The sequence below is a fragment of the Kribbella koreensis genome (assembly GCF_039525325.1).
GTDB classification, from domain to species: domain Bacteria; phylum Actinomycetota; class Actinomycetes; order Propionibacteriales; family Kribbellaceae; genus Kribbella; species Kribbella koreensis.
This window is the reverse complement of record NZ_BAAAHK010000003.1, coordinates 444,434-458,968: the sequence shown is the minus strand read 5'-3', so window position 1 is coordinate 458,968 and position 14,535 is coordinate 444,434. Positions and strand designations below refer to the sequence as shown.

General features: G+C 67.3%; 9 protein-coding genes. All 9 read left to right on the top strand.

The window, feature by feature from the left end; all coding sequences use genetic code 11:
* The first annotated feature begins 554 nt into the window (after positions 1-554).
* The 9 genes from ABD116_RS05940 (at position 555) to ABD116_RS05900 (ending at position 13,467) form a co-directional block, all read left to right on the top strand.
* A complete protein-coding gene (locus ABD116_RS05940; protein ID WP_343965646.1) occupies positions 555-1,976 on the top strand; it encodes a family 2B encapsulin nanocompartment shell protein in 1,422 nt (473 codons plus the stop codon).
* 3 nt (positions 1,977-1,979) lie between these two features.
* Positions 1,980-4,214 (top strand): terpene synthase family protein, encoded by a 2,235-nt coding sequence (locus tag ABD116_RS05935; RefSeq protein ID WP_343965644.1) that lies wholly within the window; start codon positions 1,980-1,982, stop codon positions 4,212-4,214.
* Positions 4,211-5,599, top strand: coding sequence for a family 2B encapsulin nanocompartment shell protein (locus ABD116_RS05930; protein WP_343965642.1), 1,389 nt, complete (start codon positions 4,211-4,213; stop codon positions 5,597-5,599). Before ABD116_RS05935 ends, ABD116_RS05930 begins: the two co-directional genes overlap by 4 nt.
* Before the next feature lie 10 nt (positions 5,600-5,609).
* Positions 5,610-6,662: a family 2 encapsulin nanocompartment cargo protein polyprenyl transferase gene (locus ABD116_RS05925; RefSeq protein ID WP_343965639.1), complete on the top strand. Its 1,053-nt coding sequence runs from the start codon at positions 5,610-5,612 to the stop codon at positions 6,660-6,662.
* Positions 6,663-6,701: 39 nt separating this feature from the next.
* Entirely contained in the window at positions 6,702-7,637 is a 936-nt protein-coding gene (gene ispH / locus ABD116_RS05920) for a 4-hydroxy-3-methylbut-2-enyl diphosphate reductase (RefSeq protein ID WP_343965637.1), read from the top strand.
* A gap of 86 nt (positions 7,638-7,723) precedes the next feature.
* Positions 7,724-8,857: a flavodoxin-dependent (E)-4-hydroxy-3-methylbut-2-enyl-diphosphate synthase gene (gene ispG / locus ABD116_RS05915; protein WP_425552063.1), complete on the top strand. Its 1,134-nt coding sequence runs from the start codon at positions 7,724-7,726 to the stop codon at positions 8,855-8,857.
* On the top strand, positions 8,854-9,621 hold the full coding sequence (locus ABD116_RS05910; RefSeq protein WP_343965635.1) for a bestrophin-like domain: 768 nt from the start codon (positions 8,854-8,856) through the stop codon (positions 9,619-9,621). The genes ispG and ABD116_RS05910 overlap by 4 nt, the downstream gene beginning before the upstream one ends.
* Entirely contained in the window at positions 9,618-10,913 is a 1,296-nt protein-coding gene (locus ABD116_RS05905) for a DUF6923 family protein (RefSeq protein ID WP_343965633.1), read from the top strand. The genes ABD116_RS05910 and ABD116_RS05905 overlap by 4 nt, the downstream gene beginning before the upstream one ends.
* Before the next feature lie 4 nt (positions 10,914-10,917).
* Positions 10,918-13,467: an ATP-binding protein gene (locus ABD116_RS05900; RefSeq protein WP_343965631.1), complete on the top strand. Its 2,550-nt coding sequence runs from the start codon at positions 10,918-10,920 to the stop codon at positions 13,465-13,467.
* The last annotated feature ends 1,068 nt before the right edge of the window (positions 13,468-14,535 follow it).

Sequence of the window (14,535 nt, the reverse complement as noted above, 5' to 3'; positions counted from 1 at the left end):
TTGAACAAGATATTTCGTGTTCAAGGTCGCCGTTGCCTGTTCAAGGCCACCACTTGCGGGCCGGGGCAAGTGGAGCGTTTGTTTGATGTCAGGACAATGGTGGTATCGATTCCATAACCGTTCGTGGCGAGAGGTTGCCGATGGCATCGGGGGCGGTTGCTTCGGGCAAGGGGATCGGGGGGAAACGGCGTTTCCTCGGGGTGTGAAGGCGATTGTTTCGGGGTTTTGGAAGGTTTGGAAAAACTTGCAGGTGTGCTCATCTTGACGGGTGCGGTGAGGGCTCGGTTACCGTTTGTCACGTAGCGGTCGAGACGGTGGGGACACAGGGCGAACTGGGCGCCGGCAGTCTGTGGTCCGACTGGAGCTCCTTGGTGGGCTGTCGGCCGAGCCGACGCAGCGCCGAGTTCTTTCGGCGCTGAGCTGAATCCAACAATCCATCGAACGGGTGCGTTGTGCGCACCTGTGCCCGAGCCTGCGCCGGTCCACCCGCCGGCAGGTTTCCCCTGCCCGAAAACCGGGCCACAACGAACCGCGAACGAATGGTGGTGGGTAGTGTGACTTTGACCGAGCCGGCCTCGTCGGACGTCAATGCCAATGGGCAGAAGTCCCAGCTGAGCCTGGGGACCGCGGCAGCGCGCAACCTGGCGACGACGACCAAGTCCGAGCCGCAGATGCAGGGCATCACCTCGCGCTGGCTGCTGAAGCTGCTGCCCTGGGTCGAGGCCAAGGGTGGTGCCTACCGGGTGAACCGGCGGCTCAGCTACGCCGTCGGCGACGGCCGGGTCACCTTCACGACCAACGGCGCCGAGGTCCGGGTGATCCCGCAGGAGCTGTGCGAGCTCGCGCTACTGCGCAGCTACGACGACGTCGAGGTACTGTCCGCGCTCGCGGATCGCTTTGTGCAGCAGGAGTTCCAGCCCGGCGACGTGATCGTCGAGCGCGGCCGCCCGGCCGACCAGATCTGCCTGATCGCACACGGCAAGGTGAACAAGATCGGCGTCGGCCAGTACGGCGACGAAGCGGTGCTGGAGACGCTGATCGATGGCGACCACTTCACCTACCGAGCGATCCTGGAGTCGGACGACTTCTGGGAATTCACCATCAAGGCGATCACGCCGTGCACGCTGCTCACCCTCACGCAGGACGCCTTCGAGGAACTCGTCGGCCAGGCCGACAGCCTGCGCCAGCACATCGAGCAGTTCCGCAACAGCCCCGAGCGCGCCGAGAACGAGTTCGGTGAGGCGGCGATCGAGATGGCGGCCGGCCACGCGGGCGAGGCCGACCTGCCCGGTACGTACGTCGACTACGAGACGACCCCGCGCGAGTACGAGCTGAGCGTCGCCCAGACCGTCCTGCGGGTGCACACCCGGGTCGCGGATCTCTACAACCATCCGATGGACCAGACCGAGCAGCAGTTGCGGCTGACCATCGAGGCGCTGCGTGAGCGGCAAGAGCACGAGATGATCAACAACCGCGACTTCGGCCTGCTGCACAACGCGGACCTGAGCATGCGGATCCCGACCCGCAGCGGCCCGCCGACGCCGGGCGACCTGGACGAGCTGCTCAGCCTGGTCTGGAAGGAGCCGGCCTTCTTCCTGGCGCACCCACGCTCGATCGCCGCGTTCGGCCGGGAGTGCACCAAGGCCGGCATCTACCCGGACAGCATCGACGTCGGCGGTCACCGGCTGCCCGCCTGGCGCGGCGTACCGATCTTCCCGTGCAACAAGCTCGGGATCAGCGACACCAGGACCAGCTCGATCATGTTGATGCGCACGGGGGAGGACAGCCAAGGCGTCATCGGCCTGCACCAGACCGGTCTGCCGGACGAGTACGAGCCGGGGCTGTCCGTGCGCTTCATGAACATCACCGAGAAGGCGATCATCAACTACCTGGTCAGCGCCTACTACTCCACGGCCGTTCTGGTCCCCGACGCGCTCGGCATCCTCGAGGGCGTCGAGATCGGCCGGGAAGGCTGAACCATGGCGCAGCCCTACCAGCTGCCCGACTTCTATGTGCCCTACCCGGCCAGGATCAATCCACACCTGGAGGGAGCCCGGGCGCACAGCAAGGCCTGGGCCTACGAGTTCGACATGATCGACGTTCCGCAAGCAGGCAAGGCGATCTGGGACGAGCGCGACTTCGACTCGCACGACTACGCGTTGCTGTGCGCGTACACCCATCCCGACGCGACCGGTCCGGCGCTGGACCTGGTGACGGACTGGTACGTCTGGGTCTTCTACTTCGACGACCACTTCCTCGAGCTCTACAAGAAGACCCAGGACATGGCCGGCGCGAAGGCCTATCTCGACCGGCTGCCGTTGTTCATGCCGGTCGAGGGCCCGATCACGCAGGCCCCGGAGAACCCGGTGGAACGCGGTCTGGTCGACCTGTGGAACCGCACAGTCCCATCGATGTCACCGGGCTGGCGGCAACGATTCATCGGTACTACGGAAGCCCTGCTGGCCGAGTCGCTCTGGGAACTCACCAACATCAGCGCCGGCCGCGTCGCCAACCCGATCGAGTACGTCGAGATGCGTCGCAAGGTCGGCGGGGCGCCGTGGTCGGCCAACCTGGTCGAGTACGCCAGCAATGCCGAAGTACCGGTCGAGATCGCCGGGACCCGGGCGATGCAGGTGCTCAGCGACACGTTCTCCGACGCGGTCCATCTGCGCAACGACCTCTTCTCCTACCAGCGCGAGGTGGAGACGGAGGGCGAGGTCAATAACGGCGTCCTCGTCGTGGAGCGCTTCCTCGGCTGCAGTCCGCAAGAGGCGGCCGAGGTCGTCAACGACATCCTCACCTCGCGGCTGCACCAGTTCGAGAACACCGCGGTGGCGGAGATCCCGCCGCTGCTGGCCGAGAACCTAGTTGGTCCGCAGGGCCAACTCGACGTACTGAACTACGTGAAAGGCCTGCAGGACTGGCAGTCCGGCGGCCATGAATGGCATCTGCGATCCAGTCGGTACATGAACAACGGCGGCAAGGCAGCACTAGGCGGTCCGACGGGAATTGGCACGTCAGCCGCACGCATCCTCCAGTCGCTCGTTGCGACCGCGCCGTACCGGATCAGAAGCCACACCTTCACCCCGTTTCAGCCGGTGGGGCCGACGCCGCTACCGGGCTTCTATATGCCGTACTCCGCCAAGCGCAGCCCGCACCTGGACGAGTCGAGGGCTCATCTCCGCGAATGGGCTGCGGAGATGGGCCTGCTCGACGGCGCCGTCTGGGACGCCGGCTACCTCGAGGCGAACGACCTCCCGTTGTGCGCGGCGGGAATCCATCCTGACGCGTCGCCGGAGGCGCTGAACCTCTCCTCGGACTGGCTGGCCTGGGGGACGTACGCCGACGACTACTACCCGATCGTCTTCGGGCGGACCCGCGATCTGGCTGGCGCGAAGGCGACGACCAAGCGGTTGTCCGGCCTGATGCCGATCGAAGGCGCGGCCGCGACGGCTCCGGTGACACCGCTGGAACGGAGCCTGGCCGATCTCTGGGTCCGGACGGCGGGCCCGATGACCGTCGATCATCGGCGGGACTTCAAGGCAGCCGTCGACACGATGACCCAGAGCTGGCTGTGGGAGCTGGCGAACCAGGCTCAGAACCGGATCCCGGACCCGGTCGACTACATCGAGATGCGCCGCCGGACCTTCGGCTCGGATCTCACCATGAGCCTGTGCCGGATCGGTCACGGGCGGACGGTACCGCCGGAGATCTACCGGTCCCGGCCGATCCGGGCGATGGAGAACGCCGCCGCCGATTACGCCTGCCTGCTGAACGACGTCTTCTCGTACCAGAAGGAGATCCAGTTCGAGGGCGAGTTCCACAACGCAGTCATGGTCGTGCAGAACTTCCTCGGCTGCGACCGGGACAAGGCACTCGGCCTGGTCAACGACCTGATGACGGCCAGGATGCAGCAGTTCGAGCAGCTGGTGGCGGTCGACCTGCCGACGCTGTTCACCGACTTCGGTCTGGACGAGGAGGTCCGGCGCACGCTGCTCGGGTACGCCGAGGAGCTGCAGAACTGGATGTCCGGAATTCTCGTCTGGCATGCCGGCGTCGACCGCTACCAGGAGCCGACCCTGCTGGCCAGGGCCGGCGAACCGGTCAAGAAACTCCGGCTTCTCGGCGGTGCCACCGGTTTCGGTACCTCCGCGGCTCGACTCCCCAGACCACGGCACCTCGTTGGTGCGAGCAGAATGGACGGTGTCTCGTGACGGCGATCGATCAGGACAAGCCGCAGCTGAGTCTTGGGACCGAGGCCGCCAGGCAACTGGCGACCACCACCAAGTCGGTGCCGCAGATGCAGGGCATCTCGCCCCGGTGGCTGCTCAAGATGCTGCCCTGGGTGGAGACGCAGGGCGGCGCCTACCGGGTCAACCGCCGGACCAGCTTCGCGGTCGGCGACGGACGGCTGAGCTTCTCGGCCACCGGTGCCGACATCCGGGTGATCCCGGCCGAGCTCACCGAGTTGCCGCCGCTGCGGGACTTCGACGACGAGGATGTACTGACCGCGCTGGCGGGTCGGTTCTACCAGGTCGAGTATCAGCCGGGTGACGTGATCGCGGAGTTCGGCAGCCGGGTGGACGACGTCGTACTGATTGCCCACGGCAAGGTCGGCAAGGTCGGGATCGGTGAGTACGGCGACGGTACCGACCTCGGAACCGTTGCCGACGGCGACTATCTCGGTGAGGGGCTGCTGACCGAGCCGCCGGAGAACCTCTGGGAGTACACCGCGAAGGCGTTGACCCAGTGCACGGTACTGAAGCTTCATCGCAACGACTTCAACAACCTGGTCGAGCAGTCCGAGTCGCTCCGGCAGCATCTCGACGAGGTCCGGCAGCGGCCGAAGCGGGCACAGAACAAGAACGGTGAGGCTGCGATCGAGCTCGCCTCGGGGCACGCAGGCGAGGACGACCTGCCTGGCACGTTCGTGGACTATGACCCAGCTCCGCGGGAGTACGAACTCTCCGTCGCGCAGACGATCCTGCGGGTGCAGACGAGGGTCGCGGACCTCTACAACAACCCGATGAACCAGACCGAGCAGCAGCTCCGGCTGACCATCGAGGCGTTGCGGGAGCGGCAGGAGTCCGAGCTGATCAACAACCGCGACTTCGGCCTGCTGCACAACGCCGACTTCCAGCAGTGCATCTACACCCGGACCGGTCCGCCGACGCCCGACGACTTCGACGAGCTGCTCACCCGGCGACGGAAGCCGCGACTGCTGCTGGCTCATCCGCGGGCGATCGCGGCGTTCGATCGCGAGTGCACGAAACGGCACGTCATGCCCGAGACCGTCGAGGTCGACGGCAAGCGGGCGCAGGCGTGGCGCGGCGTACCGCTGCTGCCCTGCAACAAGATCCCGATCTCCACCACGAACACCACCTCGGTACTGGTCCTGCGCACCGGGCTCGACGACGAAGGCGTCATCGGCCTGCGGCAAACGGGCCTGCCCGACGAGGTCGAGCCCGGCCTGAACGCCCGCTTCATGGGGATCAGCGAGAAGGCCATCAGCTCGTACCTGGTCAGCACCTACTACTCGGTGGCCGTGCTCGTCCCGGACGCGCTCGGCGTTCTGGAAAACGTCGAACTCGGTGGATGAGGAGCATGTCATGTCCACTCTCCAGCACGCGAGCCAAGCCGCGGGTGCCGGCCGGTCTGCCCAGCAACTCCTGGCCTGGAGCCGCGATCAGGTCGAGCCCGCACTTCGCGCCGCGGTCGGAAGTATGCCGTTGGCAACTCAGCGGATCACCAACTACCACTTCGGCTGGGAGGACGAGGAGGGAGCTCCAGCCAACGCTGACGGCGGCAAGGCACTCCGGCCCGCGCTGGTACTCCTGGCTTCTCAAGCCGTTGGCGGTACTGCGGAAGCTGCGGTTCCAGCTGCGGTAGCGGTCGAGCTGGTCCACAATTTCTCACTGCTGCACGACGACGTGATGGACTGCGACCTGACCCGGCGGCACCGGGCGACGGCCTGGTCGGTGTTCGGGCTCGGGCCGGCGATCCTCGCTGGTGACGCGTTGCTCAGCCTGGCGTTCGACGTACTGGTGGACAGCGGCAACCCGCGTTCGGACGAAGCGGCCCGGATGCTCGGCGCTGCGGTTCAGGAGCTGGTCGATGGGCAGCTGTCGGACTCGCACTTCGAGACTCGCGATGACGTGGTGCTGTCGGAGTGCGTGCGGATGGCTCAGCTCAAGACGGGTGCGCTGCTCGGGTGTTCGACCGCGCTCGGCGCGCTCTTCGGTGGCGGTCGGACGGAGCAGGTCGATCACTTGCGGTTGTACGGCGAGGATCTCGGGCTCGCGTATCAGTACGTCGATGACCTGTTGGGGATCTGGGGGGACCCAAAGGTCACGGGCAAGCCGGTGCATTCGGATCTGCGCCGGAGGAAGAAGTCGCTGCCTGCGATTGCGGCGCTGACCTCGGGGACCGAGGCCGGTCGGGAGTTGGCGGTTCTGTACCACCGCAAGAACGAACTGTCCGACGACGAGCTGGCGCGCGCGGCGGACCTGATCGAGGCAACCGGAGCACGGGAGCAGAGCCAGCTCCAGGCAGACGCTCTGCTGACCGACTCGTTGGGCGAACTGGCCTCGGCTCGGGCACTCGAGCCGGCCGCCGGTGAGCTGGAACAACTGGCCAGATTGGCCACGCGTCGCGATCGCTGACCTTGCCCTACAGCCGTGGTCCTTTCGAAGGGGGGAATCGTGACGACACGCACCATCCTGCTGGCTTCGCCGCGCTCGTTCTGCGCCGGTGTCGAGCGGGCCATCGAAGTGGTCGAGCAGTTGCTCGACCGGCGCAGTCATCCGGTCTACGTGCGCAAGCAGATCGTGCACAACACCCACGTCGTCGCTGAACTGGAGAGCCGGGGCGCGGTCTTCGTCGACGAGCTGGACGCCGTACCGGACGGCGCGACCGTCGTCTTCTCGGCCCATGGAGTGTCCCCGGCGGTCCGCAGTGAGGCGGACCGTCGGGGGCTTGATGTCATCGACGCGACCTGCCCGCTGGTCACGAAGGTGCATGCCGAGGCACGCCGGTACGCCGCTCGTGGGGACACGGTGATCCTGATCGGTCATGCGGGGCACGAAGAGGTCGAGGGGACGATGGGGGAGGCGCTCGACCGGACACTGCTGGTCGAGACGGTCGAGGACGTTGCCCGGCTGGAGGTGGAGGATCCTTCGCGAGTCTCCTACCTGACCCAGACGACGCTGGCGGTGGACGAGACGACGGCGATCCTGGATGCCTTGCGCAACAAGTTCCGGGGTCTCAAGGGACCCTCGGAGGCCGATATCTGCTACGCGACGACGAATCGGCAGGAGGCGCTGGCCGCGATCGCGGAGGAGTCGGACCTGGTGCTGGTGGTCGGGTCCACCAATTCGTCCAATTCGCGCCGGCTGGTGGAGCTGGCGCACAAGCACGGCACCCCGGCGTACCTGATCGACGACGCGTCGGGAGTCGAAGTCGACTGGCTCGCCGGGGTGCGCGTCATCGGCCTGACCGCGGGCGCCTCAGCTCCGCCACGCCTCGTCGACGGAGTCATCGACTGGCTCCGCGAGTTCGGCCCGGTCGAGGTCGTCGAACGAGAAATCACCCAGGAAACAATCCACTTCACCCTCCCGTCCACGGTGAGGAACTCATGACCGCCGTCGACCCCGCTGCTGATCCGGCGGCGCGGCCGGTCACGGCGGCGCCGCTCGGGCGGGCCGGCTCGGTAGTCACGCTCGGCATGCCGAGCATGCCGGGCGCGGCAATCGCCGCGCCGGGCTCGCCACCCGCCGCGCAGCGGCGCGCTTCGCGCGCGCTGGCTGTTGGCAGCGTTGCGGTTGGCGGCGGCGCACCCGTCTCGGTGCAGTCGATGACTACGACGCCGACCTCCGATGTCGAGGCGACGTTGCGGCAGATTGCTGAGTTGACGGCGGCGGGGTGTCAGATCGTTCGGGTGGCGGTGCCTTCGCAGGATGATGCGGATGCGTTGCCGGAGATTGCTGCCAAGTCGGGGATTCCGGTGGTGGCGGACATTCATTTCCAGCCTCGGTACGTGTTCGCGGCGATCGACGCGGGGTGTGCGGCGGTACGGGTGAATCCGGGCAACATCCGCAAGTTCGACGACCAGGTGCGGGAGATCGCGCAGGCGGCGTCGGCGGCGGGGGTGCCGATCCGGATCGGGGTCAATGCGGGGTCGTTGGACCAGCGGCTGCTGGCGAAGTACGGGAAAGCTACTCCGGCAGCGCTGGTGGAGTCGGCGTTGTGGGAGTGCTCGCTGTTCGAGGAGCACGGCTTCACCGACCTGAAGATCTCGGTGAAGCACCACGATCCGCGGGTGATGGTCGCTGCCTATCGCGAGCTGGCGGGCAAATGCGACTACCCGTTGCACCTCGGAGTGACCGAGGCAGGACCGCTGTTCCAGGGGACGATCAAGTCCGCCGTGGCGTTCGGCGTACTGCTCGCGGAAGGAATCGGCGACACGATCCGCGTCTCGCTGTCGGCGCCGCCGGTCGAAGAGGTGAAGGTCGGCATCGGCATCCTCGAGTCGCTCGGCTTGCGACCGCGCCGGCTGGAGATCGTCTCCTGCCCGTCCTGCGGTCGCGCGCAGGTGGACGTCTACAAGCTGGCCGAGCAGGTGACGGCCGCGTTCGAAGGCTTCCCGGTACCGCTCCGGGTGGCCGTGATGGGCTGCGTCGTCAACGGACCCGGCGAGGCGCGGGAAGCAGATCTCGGGGTGTCGTCGGGCAACGGCAAGGGCCAGATCTTCGTGAAGGGGGAGATCGTCCGGACCGTCCCGGAGAGCCAGATCGTCGAGGCGCTGCTCGAGGAGGCGATGAGCCACGAGTGGCCGGCACGCAGTGAGGACGACGCATGAGTCTTTTGGTGAGCGGTCTGTTCTGGGTGGTCGGGACGATGGTGGTGACCGCCGTGCTGGCGATCGTCCTGCGCCGGGCCCGGCAACGGGAGGGACGCGAGGCGAACAACGAGGTGGCCGGCCAGGTCTTCACGGTCGTCGGTGGGGTGAACGTGGTGATCGCGGCGTTCGTGCTGATCTCGTTGTTCGACGCGACGGACAAGGCGCAGGACACGACGTACCAGGAAGCGAACGCGCTCGTCGCGGTGCAGTGGGCGAGTGAGTCGCTCGCTCCGGCGGATCGGGCAAAGGTCCAGCAACTGACTCATTCGTACGCGACCGTCGTGTCCGAGCAGGAGTGGCCGGACATGCAGGCGGGCCGGCCGGTCAGCGCCGAGGGGTGGACGGTGCTGACCAACCTGCAGACGACGGTCGAGCAAGCGAAGACGACGACCGAGCGGCAGGAGAACAGCCGGGTCGACGCGGCGGCACAGGTCTGGAACGTGTACCAGGCAAGGCAGGTGCGGCTGAACTCGGCGGGCAGCGGGGTCAGCTCGGTCGTCTGGTTCGCGATCATGGTCGGCAGCGTGATGTCGGTCGCGCTGATGTTCATGTTCGGCGGGCCGGGGCTGTACTCGTACGCGATCATCGTGTCGATGCTGTCCGGCGCGATCGGGCTGCTGCTGTTCGCGATCTACCAGCTGCAGAACCCGTTCAGCGGTGGCGCGAGTGTGGGGCCGGACGCGTTCATCTCGGCCCTGGCCAGGCTGAGTCACGGCGGATGACGATGGTCCGTCCCTTGATTGCCCCGCTCGCCGGCGTACGCCCCGTACTGCGTGCGTCGGCGGGCGTGGGTGCCTTCGTCCTCGCTTGCCTGACCACCGTGCTGGTAGCGGGATCGTCGGAGGCTGCGGCCGATTGCTCGATGCTGCAGTTCCAGACGCCGGGGTACGCCGCTTTGTCGCGGCTGGCGTTGGTGGAGTTGCCGTCTGGTCGGAGTACCGACCTCGGGCGGCTCGACTACCAGATCAACGCGGCCGGGTACTCGAAAGGACAGGACCTGGTCTACGGGATCGCGACCCGGGACAAGTCGGGGTGGTTGCGTCGACGGCCGCACCTGGTGACCGTCGATCGCCGCGGCGCCGTCACCGATCTCGGTCAGGTGAGGGTCGGTCTCGGTGGGGTCGCCGACCCGACTGCCGGGGCGGTGGCGGGGTCGCGGCTGTACCTGCGCGACGGGCATCGGCTGTACACGATGGACATCGATCCGGGGAGTCCGTCTTTCAGGTCGGTGGTCCGGGTGGTGCATCTGTCGTCGGTGCTGCCGGCGTTGTCGGTGGACGACTTCGCGGTGAATCCTTCGGATGGGTTGCTTTACGGGATCTCGACGTCCGGGCCGAAGACTCGGGTGGTGAGTCTGGATCCTGAGCGGGGGAAGGTGAAGGTCGTCGCTACCGTGCGGGGGATTCCGGGGCGGGATTCGTACAGCTCGGTGGTCATGTCGGGTGGGGTTCTGTACGCCGTGCGCACGGGGTACGGGTTTCGCAGTCAGCTCTATCGCGTAGGGCTGGACGGGGCTTCGAGCGTGCTTGCTTCTTTGCCTGCCGCTGTCGGGTCTGATGCCGCTGGGTGTCTGTACGCCGCACCTCCGCCGCCTCCTCTGCCATCGCCTACTCCGACGCCGCGGCCTACGCCTACGCCTACTCCTAAGCCCAGTCCGAGTCCCACTCCCACACCTACGCCTACTCCCACGCCTAGACCTACGCCGCCTCCCGCTCCGCCTCCTGTGGTGCGGCCTACGCCGACTCCGAAACCCACACCCACGCCTACTCCGACGCCTGCCCCGGTGGCTGATCTGCCGCCTCCGCCTCCGCCCACCCCTACTTCAACGCCCACGCCGACGCCTCGGCCGATTCGGCCGACTCCTTCGGAGATCACCATCGCTCCGCAGAAGGCGGCCACTCCACCTCCGTCCGACCGCACGGTCCAGGTCCTCCGCCGCTGGTCCCTGGCCACGCTGCTGGTCGTTCTGACTGGCGGCGCCACCATGGCCGCCCAACGCCGAATGCACCGGTGAGCTCGTGAAGCTGGTGGGGAGGGAGCACGAGCTCCGTGCCTTGCGTACTGCGGTGCGTGCCGTTCCGGGGCTGGTGTTGGTGGTCGGGGAGGCCGGCGTCGGGAAGAGCCGGTTGGTCGCGGAGGTACAGGGATCCCATCCGGCTCGGTGGCTGATGGGACAGTGCCGGCCGGTGGAGGAGCAGGTCCCGTTGGCTCCGGTGATCGAGGCGATGGGGGAGCCGGTACTGCGCTCCGGTACGCGGCACGCGGTCTTCAGTTCGGTGGTGGAGCAGTTGTCGGGGGGTGGGCCGACGGTTCTGGTGGTTGAGGATCTGCAGTGGGCGGATCCGGGGACGCTGCAGTTGTTGCGGTTTCTCGCGGGGCGGTTGCCGCGGGAGTTCGTGCTGATCGGTACTTATCGTCCGGAGGATGCCTTGCAGGCGGCCGAGATCACGGCTTTGGCTGGTTGCGTTCCGGTGGGGGCGCGGGCGAGCGAAGTACGGGTCGGTCCGTTGTCGGCGGCCGGCGTACAAGGGCTGGCTGCCGAGGTGCTCGGGGTGAAGTCGTTGCCGTTGGCATTGATCGAGGAACTGGTCAAGCGGACTGGTGGGCTGCCGTTCGTCGTCGAGGAGTTGCTTCGGGGTGAGACGTTGGGCAAGGGCGATGCGTTGATCCAGGCCTTGGCTTCGAAGCCGGCGCCGGTTGCGTTGCGGGCGTCGCTGACCATCCGGCTGCAGCAGGTTCCGGACTTCTGCCGGTCGGTGATCCGCGCGGCCGCGGTGCTCGATGCGCCTGTGTCGGAGGCGATCCTGGGCGTTGTTGCTGAGGTCTCCGGCTATCAGCTGACGTCGGCGATGGATACCGGTCTTGCGCGTGGGCTGCTCGGTGAACCGAAGCCCGGCTTGTACGACCTGCGCCACGCGCTCGCTCGGCGGGCGATCTACGAGACGATCCCGCCGGACGAAGTACGGCGTCTGCATCGGCGGGCTGCCGGTGCGCTGGCTGGTCTCGAGCCGCCGGATCATGCTGAGATCGCCTCGCACTCTCGGCTTGGTGGGTCTCTTGGTGACTGGATGATTCATTCCGAACTCGCCGCCGAGCATGCCGCAGGTCGGGGCGATCATGCTGCGGCTGTTGGCCAGCTGATGGAGATGCTTCGGAGTGAGGCGCTGACTTGGGCTGACCGTGCACGTTTGGCGGTCAAGCTCGGGCAGGCTGCGTCGCCTACCGGGGAGCTCTCGGCTGCCGTTGCTGTGATGAGGGGCGTACTGGATTCTTCCACTGTGGCTAGCGCCGGTCGTGGACGGTTGCGGTTGGCGCTGGGGTTGTTGCTGCAGGAGCAGGCGGGCTCGGTTTGTGCTGGGCGGCGGGAGTTGGCGGCGGCGGTGAGCGAGCTTGGTTCGGATCCGGAGTCGGCTGCTTGGGCGCTGTCGGCTTTGGCGGTGCCGACTGCGGGTCCTGAGGCTGTGGGGGAGCAGCGTGGCTGGTTGGAGCGTGCGTTGCTGTTGGTCGGCGAGTATTCGGAGGGGGAGGCGCAACTCGCAGTACGGCGGAATCAAGCTCGCTTTCATTTGGCACTCGGCGAGCTCGACGAGGCCTCAGGTGTCGAGGTCGCGAGCCTGTTGGCGTGGTTGGGGCACGACCGACGCAGTACGGCGTTGCTCGACCGCGCCGCGGAAACCGAAACCCCCTTCACCAGAACAGCAATCGCCGCCACCCGGGCCCGCCTCGACTTCGCCGCCGGCAACTGGACCGGCCTCGCCGACCGCGTGGCCCGGGCTCGCTCGGAAACAACGAACCTGCCCTTCGTCCGTGCCGAGCTGGACCTGGTCGACGGCCGTCTCAATCTAGCCCAAGGCGACCTCGCCGGCGGCAGACAGCTACTCGAGTCAGTCGTCGCCGCAACCGCTCACGGCGGCCCCTGGCCCCTACATGCGGCTGCCCTCGCGGCCCTCCACCGCCATACCGGCGTCCCGTTGGAGGACTGCATCGCCGTCGTAGTCCGCAAGGACGGCTGGTCCTGGGCCACTGATCTGATCACGTCCGCCCCCACCCACGAACTGGTAGCAAAGTTCGCCGCGGGTGTGAGCGACCACGACGCCCCAGCCGCAACCGCCGCCGCTTCCTTCGCCCGCGCTGTGTCGGAGCGATCAACAGACCTCTTCACCACCGCCGCCGACCAATACCGGGCAATCGGCCACCACTACGACGAATGCGTCGCCCTGGAAGCCCGCGGCCTCCTTCTCCTAGCCAACGCCAACCCCAGCGACCTGATCTCGCTCGCCAACACCTACGAGGCCATGGGCGCCCGAGGCGACGCCCGCCGCTGCCGCGAAGCCCTCCGCCAGGCAGGCGTCCCCATCACCCCCAAACGAGGCCGCCGAGGCTACGGCAACGCCCTCTCCCCACGAGAACTGGAGGTAGCCCGCCTAGCAGCAGAAGGCCTGAGCAACACCCGCATAGCCGCCACCCTCACCCTGTCGGTAAGCACCGTAGAAGACCACCTATCCCACGCCATGAGAAAACTAGAAATCCACTCCCGCCACGACCTAGCCCCCCACCTAACCCACTAACCAAGTACAGCCTCATGGCGCTGGGCACCACCCCGGCCTCGACCAGATGCTGACGCGCCAACCCCGCCGATCCACTGCAACCCATCGGTCGGCGTTGCCCACCCTCGCGGGCCAGCTAGTACAGCCTCGTGGCGCTACGCGCCACCTCGGCCTCAGCTTGATGCTGACGGCACCTGCTCCGCCGAAGCACTGCAACCTATGGGCGGCTTCTCGTCTGCGCCACGCCGCCCGCGTGTACAGCCTCGTGGCGCTGGGCGCCACCTCGGCCCCGGCCAGATGCTGACGGCACCGACCCCGCCGATCCACAGCAACCTATCGGTCGGCGTTGCCCACGGCCGCCTGCGAGTTGGCCTCGTGGCGCTAGGCCTCCTCGGCCTTGGCCGGTGCCAACGGCGCCGCCCCCTTCGATCCAGGTGCATCCTGGGCGCTCACCTCCATCTGCTGCATACGCCGCCCGCCTGCGCACCACCTCGTGAAGCTGCACGCAACCTCGGCCGGGGCCGAAGCCGACGTGCCTGGGTGGATGCTTAAGCGCCGGACGGCGGCCATGCAGGTCACGCCGGAGTAATAATCCTGGGCAGGGCAGCGCAATCACTCGCAAGACAGGTGCGGCGGAACTGCGGCATCTCGCATCCGCCAGCCGGGGCAGTCACCCACGCACCCGACAGCCTGACACCGGTGAGGCATGATGCCGGCACGACCAATGCCAGCCGAGTCGCTCATCCCACACGGCCAGCCGCCGACGGGTTCGGGTGGGCTCAAGACGGCGCGACGCAACGCGAGTACGGGTGGGGCAATGCGCCGGCCGACCAATGCCAGACGGGTCGCTCACCCCACACGGCTGGCCCGCCCGACGGGTTCGGGTGGGCTCAAGACGCTGGTACGCAACGCGAGGACAGGTGGGCCGATGCGTCGCCCGAACTGACGCCAGACGGGTCGGTCAGCTCCATGCGGCCGGCAGCCATCGGTTTGGGCGGGCTCAAGACGGCGTGACGCAACGCGAGTACGGGTGGGGCAATGCGCCGGCCCGACCAATGCCGGACGAGTCCCTCGCTCCGCCCGCTTGGT